Origin of the sequence: Bacteroides thetaiotaomicron VPI-5482, assembly GCF_000011065.1 — a bacterium.
GTDB lineage: Bacteria > Bacteroidota > Bacteroidia > Bacteroidales > Bacteroidaceae > Bacteroides > Bacteroides thetaiotaomicron.
Genome location: NC_004663.1, coordinates 5,288,007 through 5,314,842 on the forward strand (window position 1 = coordinate 5,288,007; position 26,836 = coordinate 5,314,842).

Below are 26,836 nucleotides of genomic sequence, written 5' to 3' on the forward strand. Positions count from 1 at the left end.
ATGCGTTTATTACGCTTTTACCTCCCTGGCTATCCCTGCTACTATCCTCTCTCTTCTATTATGAATTATTTCAGATATTATATGTTTCGCTGATTTTCTTTTTCGTATATTTGCTATTCATTATTATACGATCAATCACTTATGCAAACAAACTACGAGCGATACTGTAAAATGTCTTCTTTGGCTCAGATAGGATGGTGGGAAGCGGACTTTTTGGCTGGGCATTATGTCTGCTCTGATTTTCTTTGTGATCTTTTGGGACTGGAAGGAGATACCATCTCTTTCATGGATTTCCAGAATTTGATACGTGAGGATTACCGCGAACAGATAGTACAGGAATTTCGGGCCAATGCAAATATCCATAAAGACTTTTATGAACAAACCTTTCCCATCTGTTTAAAAAATGGTGAAGTTTGGCTGCATACCCGTCTGGCTCTTCGTGAGAAAGGTACCGGAACCAATGGAGGTGACAAATCTTTTGGCGTCATCCAGCGTGTTGAGGCGCCTAAAGAAGTGGAACAGAAAAATACCCTCCGGCGTGTAAACGACCTGTTACGCCGGCAAAACTATATATCACAGTCTTTGCTTCGCTTCCTCCATGATGACGATGTAGATTCTTGTATTATGGAGATATTGAATGACGTGCTGAGCCTCTATCAAGGCGGTCGTGTGTATATCTTTGAGTATAACGAAGACTATACGCATCATAGTTGCACGTATGAAGTCGTTTCGGAAGGTGTTTCCAAAGAGAAAAACAAGCAGCAGTCCATTCCGGTTAATGAAACCCGATGGTGGTGTGAGCAGATTCTATCTGGCAAACCCATCATACTGACTTCCTTGAAACAGTTGCCCGAAGAAGCGGAGAATGAATATAAATTCCTTGACGCTCAAGGTATTTGTTCGTTGATGGTCGCTCCTTTGATGGCAGGTGACCGTGTATGGGGATTTATGGGTATAGATCTGGTCGAATCGTATCGTGAATGGAGCAATGAGGATTTTCAATGGTTCTCTTCATTGGCGAATATCATCAGTATTTGCATCGAATTGCGCAAGGCCAAAGATCGTGTTGTCCGCGAACAGTCTTTTTTAAGCAATCTGTTCCATTTTATGCCGTTAGGTTATATACGGATGTCTGTCGTCCGTGATGAAAACGGTCAGCTTCTTGATTATAAGATAACGGATGTCAACAAGGCCTGTTCCCGCTTCTTTGCCCGACCTGCCGAAACGTATATAGGAGTCTTGGCCTCTGAAATATATCCGGATTTTTCTTCACAGCTCCTCTTTCTGAAAGAAGTGCTGGATAACAATTCATACAGGGAAAAGGATATCTTTTTCCCGCAGACAGAGCTTTATACCCATTGGATAGTTTATTCTCCGGAAAAAGATGAAGTGGTAGGTCTGTTTACAGATTCCACGGAGGCCGTGAAGACCAATAGGGCACTGGACCGTAGTGAGAAGCTTTTTAAGAGTATCTTTGCCAATATCCCGGCAGGAGTGGAAATCTATGATAAGGATGGATTCCTGATTGACCTGAATAATAAGGATCTGGAAATATTCGGTGTAGAAAATAAACAGGATGTGATAGGAGTCAACTTCTTTGAGAATCCGAACGTACCGCAGCATATCCGTGACCGTGTGCGGGATGAAGATTTGGTAGACTTCCGTCTGAATTACTCTTTTGAACGGGCAGAAGGTTATTATCACCCCGATCGTCGGGATACGATAGATATATATACGAAAGTCAGCAAGCTCTATGATAACGAAGGAAACTTTAACGGCTATATCCTGATTAGCATTGATAATACGGAGCAGATTGATGCGATGAACCGTATTCGTGATTTTGAGAATTTCTTCCTGCTCATATCGGATTATGCAAAGGTGGGATATGCCAAGTTGAATCTGCTGAACCGGAAGGGATATGCCATTAAACAATGGTATAAAAATTTAGGTGAAGAAGAGGATACTCCATTGGCGGACGTGGTGGGAGTCTATCGTAATATGCATCCCGAAGACCGTGAACGTATTTTTGATTTCTATCGGGAGGTCAGAAAAGGAAACCGGAAGCACTTTCAGGGAGAAATGCGAATCTACCGTCCCGGCAAGAAGAATGAATGGAACTGGATACGTATGAATGTAGTCGTTACGACATACAATCCGGAGGAAAACGAAGTGGAAATCATCGGTATCAACTATGATATTACCGAACTGAAGGAGACGGAGAAAGAATTGATCCTGGCACGTGACAAAGCCGAAATGATGGACCGTCTCAAAAGTGCTTTCCTTGCTAACATGAGCCACGAAATACGTACTCCTCTGAATGCCATCGTCGGCTTCTCCGACTTGCTCGTCGATACGGAAAATATAGAGGAACGACGGGAGTATATTCAGATTGTGAAGGAGAACAATGACCTGCTTTTACAACTGATTTCGGATATACTCGACCTGTCTAAGATTGAAGCGGGTACATTTGAGTTTACCAACGGAGATGTAGACGTGAATATGCTCTGTGAAGATATTGTCCGCTCCATGCAAATGAAGGTGAAGGAGAATGTCGAACTGATGTTCGATCCGCATCTTGCGGAATGCCGCATTATTAGTGACCGTAACCGACTGCACCAGGTAATCTCCAATTTTGTGAACAATGCGATTAAGTTTACCTCGGAGGGAAGTATCCGTGTGGGATATAAGCAGAAAGGAGAAGAACTGGAGTTCTATGTACAAGATACGGGAGTTGGTATTGACGCAGAGAGTCAGGCACATATTTTTGAACGTTTTGTGAAGTTGAACTCCTTTGTACACGGCACGGGCCTGGGGCTCTCCATCTGCCAAAGTATTGTGGAACAAATGGGCGGAAAGATAGGGGTGGAATCCGAACCGGGAAAGGGTTCGCGTTTTTGGTTTAGCCTTCCCTGTTTTGTGGTGATGTCGGAAGAATAGACAAGAATGATGGGGCTGACTAAAAAGTCAGCCCCAAAGAGTCGGTTTCTTATATTCCGAATGATAGTTTATCGATAGACTGATATACGATACTTGCAATACCCAGTCCGATGATGCCCAGTGTGCAGAGCGCCAGTCCCCACTTTGTACAGCGGTCGCTGCGGAAAGTCGGAATCGGGTTATCGGAAGGCATGATATACATTGCTTTTACAATCAGCAGATAGTAGTACAATGAAATCACGGTATTAACCAGTGCAATGAATACCAGCAAGTGGAAGCCCGCTTCGAAAGCTGCCATGAAAATAAAGAACTTCGAGAAGAATCCGGCAAACGGAGGAATACCTGCCAGTGAGAACAGCGAAATAGTCATCAGAAAAGCCATTTTCGGGTTCGTTTTGTAGAGTCCCGCATAATCTTCGAGGGTAAACTTCTGACTGCGTAATGCTACGATAGTGATGACGGCAAATACTCCGAGATTGGCAGCGGCATATACAAGTATGTAATATACCATGGCGGTCATTCCCTGTGCCGTTCCTCCGATTACACCCAGCATGATATATCCTGCCTGCGAAATACTGGAGAACGCCATCAGACGCTTCAGATTCTGCTGGCGGATAGCGAATATATTGGCGATGGTGATAGAAGCGATAGTCACCCAGTAAAGTACTTCTTGCCAGTCATGTATCATCGGTGCGAATACTTTGATCAGAATTGCCATCAGCACAAATGCTGCCGAACCTTTGGAGATAACACTCAGATAGGCGGTAACCGTACTCGGTGCACCTTCGTAAACGTCTGCCGTCCATAAATGGAACGGAACCAGAGAGAGCTTGAACGCCATACCGGTAAAGAAGAATACAAAAGCCATGATTTGCAACGGATTTCCATCGATATGAGCAGGAAGATCATCGAAATACAGTGTTCCTGCGGAACCGTAAATCATTGACAGACCAAACAGTAACAGTGCGCTGGAGAAAAGTGCGGTAAGGATATACTTGGCACCGGCTTCAGCGGAGTTATGGCGGTATTTGTCGAAAGCGATCAAGGCTGCCATCGGGATGGAAGCTGTCTCCAGTCCGATGAAGAACATCAGGAAGTGTCCGGCGGAAATCATGAGATACATACCGAACAGGGTGGAGAGTGTAAGTACATAGAACTCACCTTGCTTGAATGAAGTATCGTCGCGTTTCATCCATTCGTGTGCCATCAGGAAAACAATCAGCGTGCCTATGTTCAGGATTGATTTGACAACCGTGTGCATGGGTACATAGTGATACATACCGCCAAAAATGTCGGCAGCTGTGCCTGGAACCAGATTGATCGCTGTATGGATGGCCATCAGGATAACTGGCAGCATGGTGTTCAAAACGGGTCTCGTCCCTTTTTGCTTGTGTGCGTCCGGACTCATGAAGAGATCGGCAAGGAACAGCAATAGTAAAACTGCTACGAGCGACAGCTCTTCCCGCATATGTAGAAATTGTGAATAATCCATCTTTATAAATTAAGAATTAAAGATTAAAAAATAAAGGTTATGGGATGAGTTGTGAGACTACAGGGAGTACACTTTCACCAATCATGTGGCTTACCCAGAAAGGAGCCATACCCAGTCCGGCTACACAAACGATGAGGCAGATAACAGCTACCCGTTCATCCCAGGTCGCGTCTGTCAGCGCAAGATGATGTTTGTTGGTGCAGGTACCGTACAGAATCTTGCCTACCAGACGCAGGATATAGACTGCCGTGATCACGATGGATGAACAAGCGATGATGGTCAGTGTACGGTGGAATACGTCGTTGTTCTGGAAAGAACCTACGAAGATAGTCATTTCGGCAATGAACCCGCTTAATCCCGGCAAACCGAGATTGGCAAGACCGGCAATCACATAACATACGCTGAGGAACGGCATTACTTTCATTAATCCGGTAAGCTCGCGGACATCACGTGTGTGTGTACGTCCATAAATCATACCGATCAGGGCAAAGAACAAGGCTGTCATCAATCCGTGGGAAAGCATCTGAAGAATGGCTCCTGTCGCAGCAGTCTGATTCAGCATCAGAATGGCGAAAAGTACCAGTCCGCAGTGAGAAACGGAAGAGTAAGCGTTGATGTATTTCAAGTCTGTCTGTACGCAAGCGGAGAATGCTCCGTAAACAACGGAGATACCTGTCAGTATCAGGAATATCCATGAAAGTTCGTTAGCGGCTTCCGGCATCAGATACATGGCGATACGGAAACATCCGTAACCTCCCAGTTTCATCAGTACTCCGGCGTGAAGCATGGATACAGCTGTCGGGGCGGAAGCGTGACCATCGGGACTCCATGTGTGGAACGGGAAAAGAGCACCCAGCACACCGAACCCGAGGAAGGTAAGCGGGAACCAGATACATTGCTGTGCAAAAGGAATATTATGTAGCTGTGCTATTTCCAGCAGGTTCATGGTGGTAGCTCCCGAACCGAAATAGATTCCGAGAATACCGATCAGCAGGAAAGCGGAACCGCCCATCAGCATAAGGGTCAGCTTCATGGCTGCATATTCTTTACGTCCCGAACCCCATACACCGATCAGCAGGTACATAGGAATCAGCGCGATTTCGTAGAACATGAACATGGTGAATAAGTCGATGGATATAAAGAATCCGAAGACTCCCATAGACAACAGTGTGAACCAAAGGAAATATTCTTTTGTCAGAGGCTGCAGACGCCAGGAGGCGAAAGTACCTGTGAATACAATAACGGCAGACAATAACAACATGGCTACCGAAATACCGTCAACGCCTACCGAGTAGGAGATGTGAAGCGGTGCATACCAGAGTGTATCCGCACGGAATAGCATTTCTGCCGTGTTGCCGGCACTGCGTTCTCCCAAATACATAAAGGTAAGTACGACGGAGGCAATCAGAAGTGCCGATGCGCCGGTAACCATAACCCCCCGAATCGCTTTGATTCCCCGTGCTGCCCAAAGTCCGGCAAGCATCAGTAAGGGGATGAGTACGAAGATTGATAAAAAATTCATAATTGAATTATTAAGTTTTAAGTATTAATTCGCAGCGACTTGTTGCGCAGCTTAATATCTAATACCTGATAGTTAATACTTGCTATAGAACTAACAGCAGGATAAGCGCCAGCGCTCCGCAAAGGAACACGTATGCGTATTGCTGTACCTGGCCGCTTTGAAGACCACGTATCTCGTCGCTTGTCGTATTCGTAGCCCATGCCAGGAAATTAAAGAATCCATCCACTACATGACGGTCGAACCATGCGATAGGAGTCGAAATGCAACGGAAGATGATCTTATGCGTAATAAACTGGTATATATCATCAATATAAAAACGATGATAAGCAGCTGTCCACAATCCATTGAACCGTTTGGCAAGTGCATTGGCAACAGGCTGTTTGGCATTCTTATACATCCATGTGGCAATCCCGATAGAAATAATCGCAATTACAACGCTTGTGACAGCTACCGACAGATCGAGGTGAATAGAGTAAGACTCCCCATTCGAACTGATAAAATGTCCGAAAGGAATGAATCCTGCAAGGCAGGTAACAACCGCCAGAAATATCAACGGAAAAGTCATAGCCAACGGACTCTCATGCGGGCGACAAGGTGCCGCTTCCAAGTTTCCGTGCGGTGTGCTATGATCCGAATGGGAGCTTGCCCGGGGCGGCTCGGCCCCCCAGAAGATGCCGTAGTAGAGGCGGAACATATAGAAGGCGGTCATTGCGGCGATTACTGTCATCACCCAACCCATTGCAGGGCTATATTGGAAGCAGGCAGCCAAAATCTCATCTTTTGAGAAGAAACCGGAGAACGGAGGAATACCGGCAATGGCGAGACAGGCAATCAGGAATGTCCAGTGAGTAATAGGCATGTATTTGCGTAGTCCTCCCATGGCTGACATTTCGTTGGAATGTACTGCATGGATAATGCTGCCGGCACCCAAGAAGAGTAATGCCTTAAACATGGCGTGTGTGAAGAGGTGGAACATGGAAGCCATATATCCCAGTCCTCCGTGGTGCGGGTCCATAGAAGTACAAACGCCCAGTGCTACCATCATAAAACCAATCTGTGAAATGGTCGAGAAGGCCAGCACACGTTTGATATCCGATTGTACGCAAGCCACGCTTGCTGCATAAAAGGCGGTGAAAGCACCTACCCAGGCAATCATATGTAAGGTGTCCGGTGCATAAGCAATGAAAAGCGGGAACATACGCGCTACCAGATAAACGCCGGCAACTACCATCGTAGCCGCATGGATCAAGGCACTGACAGGAGTAGGACCTTCCATGGCATCGGGCAGCCAGATATGCAACGGGAACATGGCACTCTTTCCGGCGCCACCGATAAACATCAGTCCCAAAGCCAATGGAAGCATGGAAGCGCCGCCACTGATCAATGATACCGTATCCGGTGTGAAGCCGAATGTGCCACCGTAGTATCCGTAAATCAGAATACCGATAAGGAAGCCTAAGTCTGCAAAGCGGGTGACAATGAACGCTTTCTTGGAAGCGGCAATGGCAGCAGGCTTTGTATAGTAAAAACCGATCAGCAGATAAGAACTGACACCCACCAGTTCCCAGAAAAGATACATCTGGAAAATGTTTGTGGCAACCACCAGTCCCAGCATAGACATTGTAAACAGGGACAGGAAGGCGTAATAACGTTGAAAGCCTGTCTCGCCTTTCATGTAACCGAAGGAGTAGATATGCACCATCAGTGACACGGTAGAGATGACAATCAGCATCATCACGGATATGGGATCGAGCAGAATGCCCAGATCAAATCGTAAAGTCTCGGTGAAAGGAAGCCACGTAAAATTATAAGGTATCAACGTGGCAAATGTTCCGTCTTCCAAACGAGGGGCGGAGAAATATTGGAAAGCCGTAACGTACGACAGTACTACTACTGCTCCCAGTATCAGCGTACCGATAGCACCCGCTGTCCGATGAGACATCCATTTTCCTCCGATTCCCAGAATGAGGAAGGAGAGGAAGGGAAGAAGGAGTATTAGAATTGTTAGTTCCATACAGTTTATTTTAATTACTTGTTTTATTATTGTTCATATTTATCACGATATCCATCCGAATGGAAATTGGGTCGTGCCGCTTTGGCACTACCACTTCAGATCGTCCAGATTGCGGACTTGAATGCTTCGGAGGTTGCGGTAAATGTTAATCATGATGGCGATAGCTATAGCCGTTTCCGCAGCCGAAATAGCGATGGAAAAGAGTGCAAAGAAATAGCCTTCCATGCCTCCCGGAAAGAGAAAACGGTTGAACACGGCGAAGTTGATGTCCGTGGCGTTCAGCATTAACTCTACAGAAATCAGGATAGCCAGCGTATTACGGCGGGTAAAGAACCCATAGATTCCTGCAAACATCATGATGGTAGAAACTACCAGATAATATTCCATGTGTATCATATCTGAAATTATTAGGTTTTAAGTAATAAGTATTAATTCCTTGCGGTTCATTGCGCAGCCTAATACCTGATACTTAATAGTTAATACTTACTTATTTATCTCTTTCGGGCGATCATGATACCACCGATGATACAAGCCAGCAATAAAATACTGATTGCTTCGAAAGGCAATATATAACCATATTTGTCACTGCTTAATAAAGCATTACCAATGGTGTGGATGTTTATTTCCAGCGGAACCAGGTTGGTCGTTTGCAGGAAGTTATGCTTCAGGGTGATAAACAAGATAATCGCTAAACCGGCAACCATCGTAAAGAGTCCTGCCAGAAACCTGCTTCGTTTCAGTTTCTCGGCGCGGTCACCTTCTCCACTGGTCAGCAGGATGGAGAATACATAAAGGACGACGATACCACCGGCATAAACCATAATCTGGACAGACCCCAGAAATGTGTAACCCAGCAGGAAATAGATGCCAGCCGTGCCGAAGAGCACGAAGAGCAGATAGGTGGCTGAGCGGACAATACGTTGGGTAGTCACCGTCATGATGGACATTGCAATAATAAATGCTGCCAAAAAGTAGAATACTACTGTTTCAAGTGTTGATCCCATATCTAAACTTCTTTTTTCTTTTCAATTACTTTACTACCGGCATGATTCAGTTGCAGAACAAGCTTCGTCCGGTCAAAGACGGCATGTTCGAAGTTCTGGTCGAACGTGATGGCGTCATGCGGACAAGCGTTGACACACAGTTGGCAGAACATACAAGCTCCGAGGTCATATTCATATTTTGCCAGGATTTTCTTCTTCTTGCCGTCTTCAGTCTCGATCGTTTCGCTGGTTACGGTGATTGTATCGTTCGGACAAGCTATCTGACACAATCCGCAGGCTACACAGCGGTGTTCGTTATTCTCATTGTGGGGCATTGCCAGTGTACCACGGAACCGGTCGAACATTTTCAGCTCTTTCCGGTTTTCAGGATACTGTTCGGTTACCTTCTTACGGAAGTATACCTTGATACTGGTTTTCATACCCGTTGCCAGAGTGCTGATACCATGTATCAGTCCTCCCAAATACGTATATTTTTGATCTTTATATTCCATAATTCTTATTTTAGAAGTGGAAGCCAAAGGCAACACAACATGCCATTAATAATAGGTTTACCATAGAAATTGGAACCAGATATTTCCATTCCAGATTCAGAATCTGGTCGATACGCAGGCGTGGGAAAGTCCATTTGATCCACATTAAGAGGAACACAACGAAGAATGCTTTGGCAAAGAACCAGATGAAGCCGGGAATATAGTCCATAACAGCGTTGAATCCGTCCAAACCGATGATATGCAATGGCATCCAGCCTCCCAAAAAGATGGTAGCGGCCACGCTGGCTACGATAAACAGATTCAGATATTCCGCCAGATAAAAGAAACCGAAGTGCATACCGGAATATTCCGTATGATATCCGGCCGTCAATTCACTTTCCGCTTCGGGAAGGTCGAACGGGCCACGGTTACATTCTGCATTTCCGGCAATGAGATAGATGATGAAAGCGATAACGGCAGGAATATGTCCTTTGAAGATAAACCATCCGTCAGCCTGTCCTTCTACGATTTCGGAGAACTGCATGGTGCCCATCAGTACGACCATCGTCATGATGCTCATACCCACTGACAACTCATAACTGATGATCTGTGCGCCGCTTCGCATGGCACCGATCAGCGAAAACTTGTTGTTACTACCCCAACCGGCAAGCAGAATACCTACCACACCGATGCTGGAAGCAGCCAGCAGGAAGAATACGCCCACATTAAAATTCAGAATTTCCGCTCCTTTATTAAAAGGAATACAAGCGAAAGTGAGGAACGAGGCGATAATCACCATGAATGGAGCCAGATTGTAGAGGAAGCGGTCGGCATCCTTCGGAGTGAAAATCTCCTTGGTCAGCATCTTGAGTACGTCGCATATCACTTGAATAGAACCCCATTTACCGACACGGTTCGGACCGAGGCGGCACTGGAAGAAACCACAGACTTTGCGTTCCATGTAAATCAGTACGATAGCCAGAATAGCATATAGTGCAACGATGCACACGCCGACAGCTATGCACTCTATAAAGATGGCCCATCCCTCCGGCATAACGGAGAGCAGCATCTCATGTATCCAGTTTGTTACTATACTAAAGTCGAACATATATATTTTAATTATTAGGTTTTAAGTATTAAGTATTAATTCCATGCGGAATATAGCGTATATCATATTGCATAGCCGGTTAATACTTACTACTTTATACTTAATACTTGTTTTTTATCTCTTGTTTATCGGTCGATGTCCGGAACTACATAGTCCAGTGTTCCTCCGATGGCAATCAAGTCGGCAATTTTCGCTCCGCGGCAAATCGTGTCGATTGCAGCAACAAGTGGCAATCCCGTAGCACGATAGTGCAGGCGATAAGGCATCTTGTCACCCTGACTTTCGAGAAAGACTCCGAATTCTCCGCGGCTTCCTTCTACGGCGGCATAATAACTGCCTTCGGGAACGCGGATGATCGGTTTCATCTTTTCCTGATACGGGCCTTCGGGAATGTTGTCTATCAACTGCTCGATAATCTTCAGACTCTCCATGATTTCGTCCATACGTACCAGATAACGGGCGAAACAGTCTCCTTCCGTATAAACAATTTCCTGGAAGTCCACCTTGTCATATACACCGTACGGTATCCGCTTACGTACATCGCAAGCCCAACCCGAAGCACGGCCTGTACCCCCGGTGCAACCGAATGAGATTGCATCTTCACGGCTTAACACTCCGACGCCCTTCATACGGCTCTGAGCGATAATGTTGCCGGTAAATATGTCGTGGTATTCGTGAATGATACCTCTCATATAAGGGATAAATTCTTTTACCCGCTTGACGAAGTTAGGATGAAGGTCGGCCTGTACACCACCGATGGTATTGTAGTTCATGATCAGACGTCCGCCGCAAGTCTCTTCAAAAATATCGAGAATCTTTTCACGGTCACGGAATCCGTAGAAGAAAGCAGTCAGTGCTCCAAGGTCCATGGCGAGGGCGGAGTAGAACAGTAAGTGAGAGTCGATACGTTGCAGCTCATCCATAATTGTACGAATGTATTTGACACGGTCACTCACTTCGATGCCCATCGCTTTCTCGATGCACATACACAAAGCGTGACGGTTCTGATGTGCGCCCAGATAGTCGAGGCGGTCAGTCAATGCCAATGTCTGCGGATATGTAAGACTCTCGTTCATTTTCTCGATACCCCGATGGATATAACCGCAGTTAGCATCGATCTTACGAATAATTTCACCTTCAAGAGAAACGCGGAAGCGCATTACACCGTGAGTTGCAGGGTGTTGCGGACCAATGTTGACTACATACTCTTCTTCTCCGAAGAGTTTCATTTCTCTGTTTTTAATCGTTCCGTCCGGATTAAGTTCTATTTCCTGTGTTGTATCGAACGTCTCTTCGTTAGCCATACAAAGCGGATTATCTTTCTCCGGATCATTATCTTTACGCATGGGGTATCCTACCCAGTCATTACGTAAGTAAAGGCGGCGCATATCGGGATGCCCTACGAAAACAATGCCATAGTAGTCGAACACTTCACGTTCGTAGAAGTCGGCTATTTTCCATATATCGCTGACTGACGGAATTTCCGGTCGTTCACGGTCGGTAACGGCTGTTTTCAGTGCTATCCGTTCTCCCGTAACAGTCGATTCCAGATGGTAGACAACGCCTAAACCACGGAGTTTCTCCGGTGCGTCTTTTTCGTCTGCTACTCCCCAGTCCATACCAGTGAGGCTTTCAAGGAAGTCCATCTGTTTTTCATTTCGCAAGCGCAGCATTTCGTCGTGTAACGCTGCAGGGACTATAAATTGTATTTCTTGCATAATTCTTCGTTCCTCATTCTTCATTTCATAAATTCCGGTTTCTTCTCTTTTCTGTTCGTTCCACCAAAGAATTTCTCTATTTTCACTTTGCGTTGTAGTTGCATCATGCCGTAATAGAAAGCTTCCGGGCGGGGCGGACATCCGGGGATATATACATCGACCGGAAGAATCTTATCTACTCCATTCAGCACATGATAAGACTTCTTGAAAGGCCCTCCGCTGACAGCACATCCGCCTACGGCAACTACATATTTCGGATCGGGCATCTGATCGTACAAACGTTTCAGTACCGGTGCCATCTTGTTGGTGATTGTTCCGCAGACCATGATCATATCAGCTTGGCGCGGACTGGCACGTGCTACTTCGAACCCGAAGCGGGCCATATCATAACGCGCGGCACCCAGTGCCATGAATTCGATGCCGCAACAGCTGGTTGCGAAAGTAAGCGGCCACAGTGAATTGCTGCGTCCCCAGTTGACAAGGTCGTCCAGAACCCCAAGAAAAACGTTCGCTCCTCCGGTATTAAGTTCCTTGACCAACTTTTCCAATGATTCATTGTCGATGAACTCATCATACGGAATTGATTTTATTTTCGGTTTTTTGGTTATTTCCATTCCAAAGCTCCTTTCCTCCAGGCATAAGCAAGGCCCAGAACCAAAATAATAAAGAAGAAGAGAATACTAACGAGCCCCTGAGGTCCCATGTCATGCATAACTACTGCCCAAGGGAACAGAAAAGCTGTTTCCACGTCGAACATCAGGAACAGGATGGCAAACAGGTAGTAACCTACACGGAACTGCATCCATGATTTACCACGCGTTGGTATACCACATTCATAAGCTTCAAACTTTTGTACATTGTACGAACGTGGTGAAATAGCTCGTGAAAGGGCTATTACTACACCGACAAAAGCGAGCGCTGTCAGTAAAACAACAACTAAAAATGTAAAATTCATAATTTCAATAGCTGTTTAGATTGAATATTATATAGAAATAAACAATTAGTTTCTCCACACCCGGATGAAACCAACTGTAATGAATTGACGAATAAGATAATGGATTGTACCGTCTAAATGACGATCTTCCTTAAACCATATATATAATATGTAATAGGATCGTAAAAGTACTTGGGAATATGGAGTGAATGAGTCTGAGACGTGTTTTGCTGGCTTTTGTATTCACGGAAATAAGTAATCAGCAATTGCACGCTTTTATCTGTAGGGATGTGTGCAACATCCGCATGACTCATATCACAAGACTGGGTAGAATAGAAATAATGAAGACGTTCAAGAGCATTATGAACAGGATGATCCTGAGATACGTAGCACTTCTCCTGGCGATATGTCGGGGGGGATACTCTGCAGTTATCTTCCATTGCTTCATTGGAAACAACATGGATCAGCAAAGCAAGTACCAGAAATAGTCCGTATTTTAAGCTTTGTTTCATCTTTCTCTTTTAACGGCTGCAAATATAGGATTAATATTCATGTTTTTTGCAAAGTCGGGGTTACAAAAAAGTATTTTTTAACTTGCTTTATTTCAAGTCCGTTTTTATTTCAGTGCTACTTTGGAGAATCTTCTTCTTTTATGGTATATATCCGTTCTTATTTGGTTAAAAGATGTAATAAAAAGAACGATTTACGTTCTTTTTGACGAATTACCCAAAGAAAATTCATTTTTTTGCAAATTGTATATAACACATTGATATGAAACACACACTTTGCTTTATAACAATCCTACTGGGTTCTTTGTTGAATCTTTATGCAAATAACGAGAATGATTCTCTATTGAAAGTTTTAGATAAAGTGATTTCTGAGCGTCTTGTGTATACAGAAAAGAAGGAAGCTACTATCAAAGAGCTGAAAGCAAAAAAGAAGGAACAAAAGACCTTGGACGATATGTATCGTCTGAATTCCGAGATTCTCCATCAATACGAAACGTTTGTCTGCGATTCTGCGGAACAGTACATTAATGAGAATATTGAGATCGCTAAGAAACTGGATAATAAAACCTATTTGCTGGAAGGAAGGCTGCAACTGGCTTTTGTTTATTCCTTATCGGGGTTGTTTATTCAAGCTAATGATATTTTCAAATCAATCAATTGTTCGGATTTACCTAGTCATTTACAGGCTTTGTATTGTTGGAATCGTATTCGGTATTATGAAAATTTGATTAAATATACAGATGATGCTCGGTTTGCCAGTGAATATTTGGTTGAAAAAGAAGCGTATCGAGATACAGTTATGAGTATCTTGTATGATGCATCGGAAGAATATTCGAAAGAAAGAGCTATAAAGCTTCAGGATCAGGGAAATACAAAAGAAGCACTTAAGATACTGACTAAAATTTATCAAAAGGAAAAAACAGGAACTCATGGGTTTGCAATGATGTCTATGGGGCTATCAAGAGCATATCGGCTGGTCGGAGAGCATGAATTGGAAGAAAAGTATCTTATATTAGCTGCTATGACCGATATAAAACTGGCAGTGAAAGAAAATGAGGCTTTGTTGACTTTAGCCGTGAATTTATACCATAAAGGAGATATCGATAGATCTTATAATTATATTAAAGTAGCACTGAGTGATGCTATCTTCTATAATTCCCGTTTTAAGAATACGGTAATAGCTCGTATTCATCCTATTATAGAAAATACTTATTTATATAGGCTGGAAAAGCAAAAGCAGAATCTTCGTTTTTATATTTTGCTCACTAGTTTGTTTGTTGTGGCTCTTGCTATCACTTTGTATTTTACTTATAAACAGACTAAGATTGTTTCCCGTGCAAAGAAGAATCTCAATGTTATGAATGAAGAGTTAGTTGCATTGAACAAGAATTTGGATGAGGCTAATTTAATAAAAGAAAGATATGTAGGCTATTTCATGAACCAGTGTGCCGTTTACATTAATAAACTGGATGAATATAGGAAAAATGTAAATCGAAAAATAAAAACCGGACAAGTTGATGATTTATACAAATCTTCTTCTCGTCCTTTCGAAAAAGAATTGGAAGGATTATATACCAATTTTGATAAGGCGTTCTTAAAATTGTATCCTAATTTTGTCGAAGAGTTTAATTCATTGTTGAAACCGGAAGATTATTATAAACTGGATAAAGACCAGTTGAATACAGAATTGCGTATTTTTGCTTTGATGCGAATGGGGATTACAGATGTTTCGCAAATTGCTGTTTTTTTGCATTACTCAGTACAAACGATCTATAATTATAAGAGTAAAGTGAAGAGAATGTCTTTATTGGATGGAAATATCTTCGAAGAAGAGGTGAAAAAGCTTGGTTCTTTGTCCCAAAAATGATTCTATTTGGTTTACCAAAACCTTAAAATGGTTGTTTGTTAATGCGTTGAATATTAATGTATTATCTAGAAGAGATGTTCAAAAACGTCTACTTTATAGCCTACTTCCAATAAGGAGTAGGCTTTTTTCATCTCTATATTTGCATCACAAGATTTTTGATAACTGAATACTAATCTAAAGAAACACAGCTATGGATTTTTCAGAATTGTATCTTACTTATTATTCAAAACTGGTTCGGTTTGCAAAAGAATTTGTAATACTGGAAGAGGATGCAGAAAACATAACACAAGATGTGTTTACCGACTTATGGGCGAAACGTGATTCTATGGATCGCATTGAAAATATGAACGCGTATCTTTTCAGATTAATAAAGAATAGATGCTTGGATCATTTGAAACATAAAATGTTTGAACAGAAATATATTGAATCAGTTCAAACCTCTTTCGAAATAGAAATGTCCTTGAAATTACAATCTTTAAATAGGTTTGATGTGTCTGATATCTCGGAAGGAAATGAAACGGAAATGCTCGTTCGTAACGCAATCAATAGTCTGCCTCGAAAATGTCGTGACATATTTTTATTAAGTCGTGTCGAAGGGTTAAAATATAGAGAAATCTCAGAACGTTTGGGTATTTCAGTAAATACTGTAGAATGTCAGATGGGGATAGCACTCAAAAAGTTAAGGGTAAAACTAAATATTTGCCTTGCAGCATGAGTTTTAATAATTTTATTGATATTTTTTTAGGGGTATTTACTGGGATAATCGTTCTTTTGTAAAAAGGAACGAATAATGGGAACTAATTTAAATAAATATTTTGCAGGTGAATTGACTTCAGAAGAAAAGGAAGTCTTCCTTCTGAATGTGAAGAATAATGGGGAAATGCGCGAAGAATTTATTGAGTATCAGAGTGTTGTTGCTCTTGTGGATTGGTCGTTCCCTAAAGATGATAAAGAACTTGCTAAGCAAAAACTATCTGAATTTATGAGTCGGATAGAGAATAGCGAAAATAAAAAGGCTTAAAAATACCATGAATAGACTTAATAACATCATATTACTAGTCGTCTTTATATGTACGCATGCTCATTCGCAACAAGCTTATTTTGTTGATGGATATCATGGAGGGATATACGGGCATTATCCGGTGAAGTGGAAAACTCAGTTTATTGTCGACCAGTTATCCAAGCATCCGGATTGGCGAATTTGTCTGGAAATAGAGCCTGAAACATGGGATACGGTGCAAATACAGACTCCCGGAGCCTATCGACAATTAAAAAACGTAGTAGTAACTAAGCAGGTAGAGTTTACAAATCCTACTTATGCTCAGCCTTATTGTTATAATATATCGGGCGAAAGCATTATACGTCAGTTTCAATATGGTATTGCTAAGATAAATAAACATTTTCCGGGAGTGACTTTTACCACTTATTCTGTGGAAGAACCCTGTTTCACAAGTTGTTTGCCTCAGATATTGAAGTTATTTGGTTTTAAGTATGCCGTACTCAAATGCCCGAATACTTGTTGGGGAGGATACACTAACGCTTATGGCGGCGAATTGGTCAATTGGGTAGGCCCGGATGGAACTCCCATTCTTACTGTTCCTCGCTATGCTTGCGAGAAATTGGAAGAGAATTCTACTTGGCAGACAACTGCTTGGTGTAATGAAGAATCTTATCTGAATGCTTGTCGTGATGCAGGGATTGAACATCCTGTGGGAATGTGTTTCCAAGATGCCGGATGGAAAAATGGTCCATGGTTAGGAAGTGGAAAGAATACAAAAAGTAATTCAGTTTATGTGACGTGGAAAGATTATTTTGAAAATATTTCCATTGGTAAAACGAATGATGACTGGCATTTCTCGCAGGAAGATATACGTGTAAACTTAATGTGGGGAAGCCAAGTGTTGCAGAGAATTGCTCAAGAAGTACGTACTTCTGAGAATAAAATAATAATAGCAGAGAAGATGTCTGTTATTGCTCATCTTGCCAATGGGTACACTTGTGTTCAGGAAGATTTGGATGAAGCATGGCGTACTTTGATGCTTGCGCAACATCATGATTCTTGGATCGTACCTTACAATGGCCTAAATAAATTTGGAACCTGGGCGGATCAAATAAAGCGATGGACAGATGAGACAAATACTGTGGCTGATAAAATTACAGCTGCTTCTATATTCAGTTTTGATAACGATACTATTAATACTGAAAAAGCCCAGGGATTTGTACGTGTTTATAATACATTGGGAACAAAAAGAAAAGAACTGGTAACTGTTGAACTCCCTCAGGAATATGCAGACTTTGATTTGGAAGTCAATGATTATAGAAATAAAAAAGTTGATTATTCAATAGGAAAAGAAGGTGGAAAAATAAGATTGTTGTTTGAAGCAGATGTTCCTCCCTTTGGTTACTCCACATATCGTATTAAACAAGTAAAGACAGGTAAAAGAACGGTTTCAGGAAGCGAAAAGATTATAAATGAAGGAGAATATGTGGTTGAAAATGATATGTATAAAATTGTTTTTGACTTGTCGAAGGGAGGAATTATTAAAAGCCTTGTAGCAAAAAAAGAAGAAAACAAAGAATTTGCCAAACAATCGGGTGAATATTCTATAGGTGAATTGAGAGGCTATTTTTATGACGAAGGCAAGTTTCGCTCTTCTACAGAAGCTCCGGCTAAGCTGACGGTTTTGCGAAGTAATATACAAGAGACAAAGGTAAAACTGGAAGGGAAAATAGCTTCACATCCTTTTGTACAGATTATAAGCATTGCTCAAGGGGAGAAGCGTATCGATTTTGACCTTACTATTAATTGGAAGAAAAATGTAGGTATTGGAGAATATAAAGAAAATAGTTGGCGGGATAATCGCAGAGCTTATTGTGATGACAGATTTAAGTTAAGTGTACTTTTCCCTGTAAATCTTCATTCTCCTCGTATTTATAAAAATGCGCCGTTTGATGTTTGTGAAAGTAAGTTAGATGATACTTTTTTCAATAGTTGGGATCAGATTAAGCATAACATTATTCTTCATTGGGTTGATTTGGCAGAACAGGAAGGAGATTATGCATTGGCTTTATTCGCAGACCATACTACTTCCTATTCACACGGAAAAGATTATCCGTTAGGACTGACTGCCCAATATTCTGGTAATGGGCTTTGGGGACCTGACTATAAGATCACGGGACCGTTGAAAATGAAATATGCTATTGTTCCTCATCGTGGCAAATGGGACAAGGCTGCTATAGCCACGAAGAGCGATTGTTGGAATGAACCATTGTTATGTTCCTATCATTCATTTGCAAAATTGGAGTCAAGGTCACTGGTAGACTTAAAAAATACCGGTTATCAGGTGAGTGCAGCCAATATAAAAGATGGAAAAATAATCTTGCGATTGTTTAATGCGGAAGGTGACAGGAAGCAGCATAATATTACTTTTGATATGCCGCTGTCTAGTATAGAAGAAGTAGATCTGAATGGTAGAGTTATAGATAGAAAGACAATAAAAACACGTACCGGAAAATCTGAAATTAGTATTTCTATGCCTCGTTTCGGTCTAAAGACATTTGCTTTGAACTTGAATTGAACATATTCTAATAATAGTAAACTGTAATATTTTTATGTATAAAGCTAGCGCTAATATTTTAATAGCTTGCTCTTTTTTGTGGCTGACTGCTTGTTCTTCAGCAGGAGTAGTAACAGAAGATTTAATTCCGACTGATTATGTAAATCCTTTTATAGGAGCTAGTACCAGTGTAGGAGCTGCCGGTGTTTATCATGGATTAGGTAAGACATTTCCTGGCGCTACTACTCCTTACGGTATGGTACAAGTAAGTCCCAATACTATAACCGGAGGTGATAATAGTTCCGGTTATAGTGATGAACACAAAACCATTGAAGGCTTTGCCTTTACTCAGATGAGTGGAGTGGGCTGGTTTGGGGATTTAGGAAATTTCCTGGTGATGCCTACAACGGGCGAACTGCAAAAAATAGCGGGTAAAGAAGATGGTAGTATAAAAGGGTATCGTTCTTCTTATGATAAAGCTACCGAAACAGCTAAAGCGGGATATTATTCGGTAGAACTGACTGATTATAAGATTAAAGTAGAGAGCAGTGCGACACCTCATTGTGGAATATTGCAATTTACTTTTCCTTCGAATGAACAATCTCGTATTCAGATAGACCTGGCACGTAGAGTGGGAGGGACTTCTACTTCGCAATATGTGAAAGTATTGGATGATTATACCATTCAAGGCTGGATGAAGTGTACACCTGATGGGGGTGGATGGGGAAATGGTGAGGGAAATTCCGATTACACAGTTTATTATTATGCACAATTTAGTAAACCACTGAGTAATTATGGCTTTTGGAGTGCGGATATTCCTGATGAATGGGTTCGGAAGCGTGATGAAGTGGTAAGTATTCCCTATCTGACACGTATATCACAAGCTCCGGTCATTAAAGATAAGAAAGAACTGGAAGGAAAGCACCTTGGCTTCTTCACAGAGTTTCCCACAAAAGAGGGAGAACAGGTTGAGATGAAAGTAGGCATTTCCTTTGTCGATATGGAAGGAGCAGCTAATAACTTTAAACAGGAGATTGCTTCTAAAAACTTTGCTCAAGTAAAACAGGAAGCGAGTGATTTGTGGAATAAAGAACTTAGCCGTATACGGATATCCGGTGGAACTGATGACGAAAAAACTGTTTTTTATACATCATTATATCATACGATGATTGACCCTCGAATCTATACAGATGTTGATGGGCGATATATTGGCGGAGATAAAAAGGTACATGAACAGGACGGTACATTTACCAAGCGTACTATATTTAGTGGTTGGGATGTTTTCCGTAGCCAGTTCCCTTTACAGGCGATGATTAATCCGCGTTTGGTGAGTGATGCGTTGAATTCGCTGATAACGATGGCAGATCAGAGCAGACGGGAATATTATGAACGTTGGGAACTTCTGAATTCTTATTCTGGCTGTATGATAGGTAATCCTGCACTGTCGGTGCTGGCAGATGCTTATATGAAAGGAATTCGCACGTATGATGTAGAAAAAGCATATCAATATGCAGTCAACACGTCAGCTAAGTTTGGGAATGATTCGTTGGGATATACTCCTGAACCGTTGAGTATTTCATATACTCTGGAATATGCCTATGCAGACTGGTGCGTGGCTCAATTGGCAAAGGCGTTGGGGAAAGAAGAAGATGCAAAGCGCTTTTATGAAAAAGGGCAAGCCTATCGTAACATGTTCGATGCGGAAAAAGGCTGGTTCCGTCCCCGGAATGCAGATGGATCATGGAAAGCATGGCCGGAGAATGCACTGACCGAAGAATGGTATGGTTGCATTGAGTCAAATGCTTATCAGCAAGGCTGGTTTGTGCCGCACGATGTTCCGGGAATGGTTGAACTGATGGGAGGCAAGGAAGAGGTTATAGCTAATTTGACTAATTTATTTGACCACACTCCCTCTGATATGTTATGGAATGATTATTATAATCATGCTAATGAACCGGTACATTTTGTTCCTTTCCTTTTTAATCAGTTGGATGTACCTTGGTATACGCAGAAGTGGACACGATATATTTGTAAAAATGCTTATGCGAACAAAGTAGAAGGGATTGTGGGCAATGAAGATGTAGGACAGATGTCGGCCTGGTATATATTGGCTGCTTCCGGCATTCATCCTTCCTGTCCCGGTAACACCCGCATGGAAATAACCAGTCCTGTTTTTGACAAGGTAGAATTTAATCTGGACTCAAAATATCATCAAGGGAAAGTATTTACAATTATTGCTCACAACAACAACACAAATAATCTATATATACAAAAAGCTTTGCTGAATGGCAAGGAGTACAATAAATGTTACCTTGACTTTGCTGAAATCGCAGCAGGAGGAACATTGGAATTATTTATGGGCGATAAGCCCAATACAGAATGGGGTGTTTTATCTAACATTTAAATAACTGAATATTATGATGAATAAGTTTAGACTTCTTTTACTAGCATCAAGTTTGTTTGTACTGAATGGAATAGGGCATGCTCAGACTTCTACCATGTCACTGAACAGTTCCAATCCTAAGATAGTATGGGAAGTCAAACCGCAGGCAGATTTGAATAATATAGGGGGAGAACAAATCTCTACCCCCGGTTTTAAAATGCCGGACTATGTAAAAGGCGTAGTTCCCGGAGCTGTTTTTACAGCATATGTTGAAGCCGGAATCGTTCCCGATCCTAATTACGCTGATAATATATATAAAGTAGATGAGACGTTTTATAACCGTCCTTTCTGGTATCGTACGGAGTTTGAACTTCCGGCATCTTATTCAGCAGGTAAGCGTGTCTGGCTTCATTTTGATAATACCAATCGTTTCGCCGATTTCTACTTTAACGGAGAAAAAATATCGGGGACAAAGACATCGACTAAAGATGTGAGCGGACATATGTTGCGTTCTAAATTTGATGTGACACACTTGATTAAGAAATCAGGAAAGAATGCGGTTGCGGTTCTGATTACTGATCCTGATCAGAAAAAGACTCGTAAAGGAAAAGATCCGTATGGTGTTGCTTGTAGTCCCAGCTATCTGGCAGGTGCCGGTTGGGATTGGATGCCGTATGTGCCGGGACGTCTTGCCGGAATTACAGGAAATGCTTATCTGGCTATTACAGGTGATGCTGTGATGGAAGATCCGTGGATTCGCTCGGAATTGCCGACTTTGCAACAAGCAGAACTATTTTTCTCTACAGGAATCAAGAACGTTTCTTCTGCTCCGAAAGAAGTGGAAGTTTCCGGTGTTATTCAGCCGGGAAATATTACTTTCTCCAAGAACATTCGGGTGGAAGGAAAAGAAACAGTACAGTTGTCGGTGGATAAGAGCGATTTTGCTGCATTAGTCATTCGTAACCCGAAACTTTGGTGGCCTAACGGCTATGGAGAACCGAATCTTTATACCTGTAAACTGACTTGTTCGGTAGATGGAAAAATATCGGATGAAAAGGATATTACTTTTGGTATCAAGAAGTATGAGTATAAGATGATCAACAACGTAGTGAATTACCCGGTCCTTACATTCTTTATCAATGGGCAGAAGATTTATCTGAAAGGTGGAAACTGGGGTATGAGCGAGTATTTGCTTCGTTGTCATGGCAAAGAGTACGAAACGAAAATCAAGTTGCATAAAGATATGAACTACAACATGATCCGTTTGTGGACAGGTTGTGTGACTGATGATGAATTCTATGATTATTGCGATAAGTATGGAATCATGGTGTGGAATGATTTTTGGCTGTATGTCGCTTATAATGATGTAGCTGAGCCGGAAGCATTCAAAGCAAATGCTCTTGATAAAGTGAGACGTTTAAGGAATCATCCTTCTATAGCTATCTGGTGTGGTGCTAATGAAACACATCCGGCACCCGATTTGGATAATTATTTGCGTGAAATGATAGCTCAGGAAGATAAAAACGATCGAATGTATAAGTCTTGTTCCAATCAAGATGGTTTATCCGGAAGCGGATGGTGGGGAAATCAGCCCCCTAAGCACCATTTTGAGACTTCGGGCAGTAATCTGGCATTCAATAAACCTGCTTATCCGTATGGTATAGATCATGGTTATGGTATGCGTACCGAAATAGGAACGGCTACTTTCCCGACATTTGAAAGTGTGAAATTGTTTATTCCTCAGGAGTCATGGTGGCCTCTGCCTACTGATGAACAATTGAAAGATGATGATGATAACGTTTGGAATAAGCACTTCTTCGGCAAAGAAGCGTCCAATGCCAATCCTATCAATTATAAGAAATCAGTGAATACGCAATTCGGAGAATCTTCGAGTCTGGAAGAGTTCTGTGAGAAAGCTCAGTTGCTGAATATTGAAGTAATGAAAGGGATGTATGAAGCATGGAATGATAAGATGTGGAATGATGCGGCAGGGCTTTTGATCTGGATGAGTCACCCGGCATATCCATCATTCGTGTGGCAGACGTACGATTATTATTATGATCCTACCGGAGCTTATTGGGGAGCAAAGAAGGCTTGCGAACATCTTCATCTTCAGTGGAACTCATCTAATAACAGTATAAAAGCTGTAAATACTACTACCAAAGACTTGAAAGGCGCTTATGCCAAAGCGACCATCTACAACCTGAACGGAAAAGAGGTTGCGGCATATGGACGTACAAAACAGATGGATGTACCGGCAAGTAACATTGCAGAAGCGTTCACGTTAAACTTCAATCCGTACAATTTGGCTTTTGGCAAGAATGTGATAGCTTCTTCATCATCACCATCCAGATCGGCTTCTTTAGTAGCTGACGGAGGGGCAGGCAGTCGTTGGGAAAGTGATGCGAGTGACTCTCAATGGATTTATGTTGACTTGGGTAAGAAAGAAAAAATAGAGCATGTTGTGTTGAAATGGGAAACGGCACGTGCCAAAGAGTACGAGATCCAAGTGTCGAATGATGCGAAGAAATGGAAAACAGTCTATACAAACAAAGATGGACAAGGCAGTACAGATGAGATAAAACTTTCTCCGGTTACTGCACGCTATGTGAAAATGGCAGGAGTTAGCCGTGCCACAGACTTTGGATATTCACTGTATGAATTTGAAATATATGGTAAGAAACAAAAGAATGTTGAGGAACTGACTCCGCTCCATTTCATCCGGTTAGAACTGACTGACGCAAATGGTAATTTGATTTCAGATAATTTCTATTGGAGAAACGGCGTGACAGATCTTGACTATACAGCTTTGAATACATTGCCGGAAGCAGAACTGTCGTGCAAATTAGTTGATAAGTCAATGTTATCCGAAGGGAAGATGAAATTGTCGGTAAAGAATCATTCGAAAACTGTTGCTTGTGCTAACCGGATAAGATTGGTGAATACGGCTACACAAGAAAGAATCCTTCCTGTTATCATGTCTGATAATTATATAACTTTGATGCCGGGTGAAGAGCGGACTATTTCTGTTGAGGCGGAACCGGAAATGTTGAAAGGAGGAGTCAGTGTTTTGCTAAAACAATATGGTAAGGCTGAACAAAAGAAGTTGGATATATGATATACGTAGAAAACTAAGGGGCACCTTTTTAATTTGAACACCAGAAGACATTACCTGTCCTGTCTTCTGGTGTTTTTAATTTCCCTCTATATTGTGCCTGATATATTCAGGAAGAGTAGAAAGTGAACTTTCTTTTTTGAATAACCTGCTTGATTTAATAGACAATGATCAGTTTATTAATCTATTATGTGTACTTGCTTAATATCTTTTGGAACTAACAACAGTTCGTTTCACATACGTGGTCCTATCGCTTCACATACGTGATCCCATTAGCTCACGTACGTAGACCGAACGCTCCACGTACGTGAAACTAAGAAATGTTACTGACAAAGTTTATTAGTCTTGCCTTCTTCATATATTAATGTTACCGACATTTGTTTTATTTGTACCATGATAAATAGTCCTATGTATGAACAGAATGAAGAAAATAAGGCTTTAGAGTTGAATAAATAAGTGAGCATACTTGATTTGTAGTGGGATAGGGGTGACAATAGAAACTTATAAAATTCTATTATCACCCTTATTATCACCAGTTATTATCACCATTACTTGTTTGATTGATAGCTGTTTATCTTTAAAAAGTGACAAGTGACAATAAAAAACTGTTTTTTTCTTAGTGGGAGTTACTTGAAAAATAAAACATTTATTTTAGTGGTTAAGTAAACTTGAATCGTCTTTTTTAATAAGATTCTTTTTTATTCAAAGTTGGAAAAGAGAATGTTTTGAAAGATAAATAATTAAATTTGTAATAAAGTGTATAATCAAATGAATAGTAAAATAAACGTAAAGGTCTTTTTCCTGCTATTTCTAATCTGTGTTTGTTCTAATAGCCTGTACGCACAATCAATTCCACCCTTTAAAAAAGGAGAACGGGTAGTCTTTGTTGGAAATAGTATAACTCATGGTGGACATTATCATTCATTTGTGTGGTTATATTATATGACTCGTTTTCCAAACAAACCGATTACAATAATGAATGCCGGAATTGGCGGTGAGAGTGCGTGGGATATTAAAGATCGGTTGGACTACGATGTTTTTGACAGAAAACCGACTTATGTAACTCTGACTTTTGGTATGAATGACACAGGGTATGATATTTTCTGGAAGGAGAATGCTAAGGAGTTGTCGGAGCAACGGATTGAAAAATCTTTGGAAAGCTTTCGGGAAATAGAGAAGCGCTTGCTGGCAGAGAATAAAATGACCAAAGTGCTGATAGGTGGATCACCTTATGATGAAACTACGAAATTGAACAGTTTACTTTTTCTTCATAAAAATGATGCTATTTTAAAGATAATTGATGCCCAGCGTAAGGCGGCGAAGAAAAATGGATGGGGATTTGTGGATTTTAATCAGCCGATGGTGCAAATAAGTCTGGAAGAGCAAAAGAAAGATTCGACATTCACTTTTTGTAGAGTAGATAGAATCCATCCTGATAATGATGGACAGATGGTGATGGCTTATTTATTTTTAAAGGCGCAGGGACTGGCTGGAGTCGAAGTTTCGGATATTTCAATTGATGCAAATAACAAGAATCTATTAAGTCATAGGAATTGTAAGGTCTCCAAACTAAAGAAAGAAGCTGGTGGTTTAAGTTTTGATTATTTGGCAAATTCACTTCCTTATCCTTTGGATTCTATTCCAAGACATGGTTGGGGAAATAAAAGGTCACAACGTGATGCTATGGATTTGATACCGTTTATGAAGGAATTTAATCAAGAACGTTTGCAGGTGACTAATTTAGAAAAAGGACATTATCGGCTGACAATAGATGGATTGTTTATCGATAATGTTTCATCTGGACAGTTGGAAGATGGTATCAATTTGGCCGATTATCCCAATACACCCCAATACCAGCAAGCCATGAAAATCATGTATCTGAATGAAGAACGTTTTGAAGTAGAAAAACGTTTCAGAGAATATTTGTGGACAGAATATTCGTTCTTGAAAAAGGAAGGTCTGCTGTTTGCTGATAATGAGAAGGCTATAAATAAACTTAGGGAGTATTTACCTAAAGATGGTTTTCTGAGGATGAGTTATGAGTGGTATACCAAAGCGATGTATCCTGAGATACGCGAAGTATGGAGTAGATATATGAAGATCATCGTCGATACAATTTATAAAATGAATAAGCCGACAACTCATAAAGTCAAGTTGACAAAGATAGGTTGAGTAATGCATTATCCATTGTAAGAGTGTTGGGGGG

Annotated in this window: 19 protein-coding genes; 8 read left to right on the forward strand and 11 right to left on the reverse strand. The window is 41.5% G+C overall.

The features are described from left to right. Window positions 1-141 precede the first annotated feature (141 nt). Complete coding sequence (locus BT_RS20480; RefSeq protein WP_008764296.1) at window positions 142-2,937, forward strand: sensor histidine kinase; 2,796 nt, start codon at window positions 142-144, stop codon at window positions 2,935-2,937. A gap of 49 nt (window positions 2,938-2,986) precedes the next feature. On the opposite strand, the gene BT_RS20485 is transcribed toward BT_RS20480, so the two are convergent. From BT_RS20485 to BT_RS20535, 11 genes are all read right to left on the reverse strand, one after another. Continuing rightward, window positions 2,987-4,429 carry an NADH-quinone oxidoreductase subunit N gene (locus BT_RS20485; protein ID WP_011109089.1) on the reverse strand — a complete coding sequence of 481 codons (1,443 nt, stop codon included), beginning with the start codon at window positions 4,427-4,429 and terminating at the stop codon, window positions 2,987-2,989. A 37-nt stretch (window positions 4,430-4,466) separates the two neighbouring features. Beyond that, window positions 4,467-5,951 (reverse strand): complex I subunit 4 family protein, encoded by a 1,485-nt coding sequence (locus tag BT_RS20490; protein ID WP_008764298.1) that lies wholly within the window; start codon window positions 5,949-5,951, stop codon window positions 4,467-4,469. 82 nt (window positions 5,952-6,033) lie between these two features. Further along, window positions 6,034-7,965: an NADH-quinone oxidoreductase subunit L gene (nuoL, locus tag BT_RS20495; RefSeq protein WP_008764299.1), complete on the reverse strand. Its 1,932-nt coding sequence runs from the start codon at window positions 7,963-7,965 to the stop codon at window positions 6,034-6,036. Window positions 7,966-8,052: 87 nt separating this feature from the next. Further along, window positions 8,053-8,361, reverse strand: coding sequence for an NADH-quinone oxidoreductase subunit NuoK (gene nuoK / locus BT_RS20500; RefSeq protein ID WP_007764713.1), 309 nt, complete (start codon window positions 8,359-8,361; stop codon window positions 8,053-8,055). A gap of 95 nt (window positions 8,362-8,456) precedes the next feature. Further along, the gene (locus BT_RS20505; RefSeq protein ID WP_008764300.1) at window positions 8,457-8,969 is read right to left on the reverse strand and encodes an NADH-quinone oxidoreductase subunit J family protein; all 513 of its coding nucleotides are present in this window, start codon (window positions 8,967-8,969) and stop codon (window positions 8,457-8,459) included. 2 nt (window positions 8,970-8,971) lie between these two features. Then, window positions 8,972-9,460, reverse strand: coding sequence for a 4Fe-4S binding protein (locus tag BT_RS20510; RefSeq protein WP_011109090.1), 489 nt, complete (start codon window positions 9,458-9,460; stop codon window positions 8,972-8,974). A 10-nt stretch (window positions 9,461-9,470) separates the two neighbouring features. Next, window positions 9,471-10,547, reverse strand: coding sequence for an NADH-quinone oxidoreductase subunit NuoH (nuoH, locus tag BT_RS20515; RefSeq protein ID WP_011109091.1), 1,077 nt, complete (start codon window positions 10,545-10,547; stop codon window positions 9,471-9,473). Between the two features lie 125 nt (window positions 10,548-10,672). Beyond that, the gene (locus BT_RS20520) at window positions 10,673-12,265 is read right to left on the reverse strand and encodes an NADH-quinone oxidoreductase subunit D (RefSeq protein ID WP_008760950.1); all 1,593 of its coding nucleotides are present in this window, start codon (window positions 12,263-12,265) and stop codon (window positions 10,673-10,675) included. 20 nt (window positions 12,266-12,285) lie between these two features. Further along, entirely contained in the window at window positions 12,286-12,879 is a 594-nt protein-coding gene (locus tag BT_RS20525; protein WP_011109092.1) for an NADH-quinone oxidoreductase subunit B, read from the reverse strand. Further along, on the reverse strand, window positions 12,870-13,220 hold the full coding sequence (locus BT_RS20530) for an NADH-quinone oxidoreductase subunit A (protein WP_008760952.1): 351 nt from the start codon (window positions 13,218-13,220) through the stop codon (window positions 12,870-12,872). Before BT_RS20530 ends, BT_RS20525 begins: the two co-directional genes overlap by 10 nt. 113 nt (window positions 13,221-13,333) lie before the next feature. Next, on the reverse strand, window positions 13,334-13,711 hold the full coding sequence (locus tag BT_RS20535; RefSeq protein ID WP_008760953.1) for a hypothetical protein: 378 nt from the start codon (window positions 13,709-13,711) through the stop codon (window positions 13,334-13,336). Window positions 13,712-13,970: 259 nt separating this feature from the next. Here BT_RS20535 and BT_RS20540 point away from each other — a divergent pair, with 259 nt between their 5' ends. From BT_RS20540 to BT_RS20570, 7 genes are all read left to right on the forward strand, one after another. After that, window positions 13,971-15,575 (forward strand): DUF6377 domain-containing protein, encoded by a 1,605-nt coding sequence (locus BT_RS20540; RefSeq protein WP_008764305.1) that lies wholly within the window; start codon window positions 13,971-13,973, stop codon window positions 15,573-15,575. Window positions 15,576-15,765: 190 nt separating this feature from the next. Then, window positions 15,766-16,290, forward strand: a complete 525-nt coding sequence (locus tag BT_RS20545) for an RNA polymerase sigma-70 factor (protein WP_008760954.1) — start codon at window positions 15,766-15,768, stop codon at window positions 16,288-16,290. A gap of 75 nt (window positions 16,291-16,365) precedes the next feature. Continuing rightward, window positions 16,366-16,596 (forward strand): hypothetical protein, encoded by a 231-nt coding sequence (locus tag BT_RS20550; protein WP_008760955.1) that lies wholly within the window; start codon window positions 16,366-16,368, stop codon window positions 16,594-16,596. Between the two features lie 7 nt (window positions 16,597-16,603). Then, entirely contained in the window at window positions 16,604-19,153 is a 2,550-nt protein-coding gene (locus tag BT_RS20555) for a glycoside hydrolase family 38 C-terminal domain-containing protein (protein ID WP_008764306.1), read from the forward strand. 34 nt (window positions 19,154-19,187) lie between these two features. Next, window positions 19,188-21,536: a GH92 family glycosyl hydrolase gene (locus tag BT_RS20560; protein WP_008764307.1), complete on the forward strand. Its 2,349-nt coding sequence runs from the start codon at window positions 19,188-19,190 to the stop codon at window positions 21,534-21,536. A gap of 13 nt (window positions 21,537-21,549) precedes the next feature. Further along, the gene (locus BT_RS20565) at window positions 21,550-24,633 is read left to right on the forward strand and encodes a discoidin domain-containing protein (protein WP_008764308.1); all 3,084 of its coding nucleotides are present in this window, start codon (window positions 21,550-21,552) and stop codon (window positions 24,631-24,633) included. A gap of 765 nt (window positions 24,634-25,398) precedes the next feature. Next, window positions 25,399-26,802, forward strand: a complete 1,404-nt coding sequence (locus BT_RS20570) for an SGNH/GDSL hydrolase family protein (protein WP_008764309.1) — start codon at window positions 25,399-25,401, stop codon at window positions 26,800-26,802. Window positions 26,803-26,836: the final 34 nt, after the last annotated feature.

What these genes read in the sequence shown, in the direction of transcription:
- BT_RS20480 (WP_008764296.1), top strand. Translation starts at nt 142, where the DNA reads ATGCAAACAAACTACGAGCGATACTGTAAAATGTCTTCTTTGGCTCAG.
- BT_RS20485 (WP_011109089.1), bottom strand. Translation starts at nt 4,429, where the DNA reads ATGGATTATTCACAATTTCTACATATGCGGGAAGAGCTGTCGCTCGTA.
- BT_RS20490 (WP_008764298.1), bottom strand. Translation starts at nt 5,951, where the DNA reads ATGAATTTTTTATCAATCTTCGTACTCATCCCCTTACTGATGCTTGCC.
- nuoL (WP_008764299.1), bottom strand. Translation starts at nt 7,965, where the DNA reads ATGGAACTAACAATTCTAATACTCCTTCTTCCCTTCCTCTCCTTCCTC.
- nuoK (WP_007764713.1), bottom strand. Translation starts at nt 8,361, where the DNA reads ATGATACACATGGAATATTATCTGGTAGTTTCTACCATCATGATGTTT.
- BT_RS20505 (WP_008764300.1), bottom strand. Translation starts at nt 8,969, where the DNA reads ATGGGATCAACACTTGAAACAGTAGTATTCTACTTTTTGGCAGCATTT.
- BT_RS20510 (WP_011109090.1), bottom strand. Translation starts at nt 9,460, where the DNA reads ATGGAATATAAAGATCAAAAATATACGTATTTGGGAGGACTGATACAT.
- nuoH (WP_011109091.1), bottom strand. Translation starts at nt 10,547, where the DNA reads ATGTTCGACTTTAGTATAGTAACAAACTGGATACATGAGATGCTGCTC.
- BT_RS20520 (WP_008760950.1), bottom strand. Translation starts at nt 12,265, where the DNA reads ATGCAAGAAATACAATTTATAGTCCCTGCAGCGTTACACGACGAAATG.
- BT_RS20525 (WP_011109092.1), bottom strand. Translation starts at nt 12,879, where the DNA reads ATGGAAATAACCAAAAAACCGAAAATAAAATCAATTCCGTATGATGAG.
- BT_RS20530 (WP_008760952.1), bottom strand. Translation starts at nt 13,220, where the DNA reads ATGAATTTTACATTTTTAGTTGTTGTTTTACTGACAGCGCTCGCTTTT.
- BT_RS20535 (WP_008760953.1), bottom strand. Translation starts at nt 13,711, where the DNA reads ATGAAACAAAGCTTAAAATACGGACTATTTCTGGTACTTGCTTTGCTG.
- BT_RS20540 (WP_008764305.1), top strand. Translation starts at nt 13,971, where the DNA reads ATGAAACACACACTTTGCTTTATAACAATCCTACTGGGTTCTTTGTTG.
- BT_RS20545 (WP_008760954.1), top strand. Translation starts at nt 15,766, where the DNA reads ATGGATTTTTCAGAATTGTATCTTACTTATTATTCAAAACTGGTTCGG.
- BT_RS20550 (WP_008760955.1), top strand. Translation starts at nt 16,366, where the DNA reads ATGGGAACTAATTTAAATAAATATTTTGCAGGTGAATTGACTTCAGAA.
- BT_RS20555 (WP_008764306.1), top strand. Translation starts at nt 16,604, where the DNA reads ATGAATAGACTTAATAACATCATATTACTAGTCGTCTTTATATGTACG.
- BT_RS20560 (WP_008764307.1), top strand. Translation starts at nt 19,188, where the DNA reads ATGTATAAAGCTAGCGCTAATATTTTAATAGCTTGCTCTTTTTTGTGG.
- BT_RS20565 (WP_008764308.1), top strand. Translation starts at nt 21,550, where the DNA reads ATGATGAATAAGTTTAGACTTCTTTTACTAGCATCAAGTTTGTTTGTA.
- BT_RS20570 (WP_008764309.1), top strand. Translation starts at nt 25,399, where the DNA reads ATGAATAGTAAAATAAACGTAAAGGTCTTTTTCCTGCTATTTCTAATC.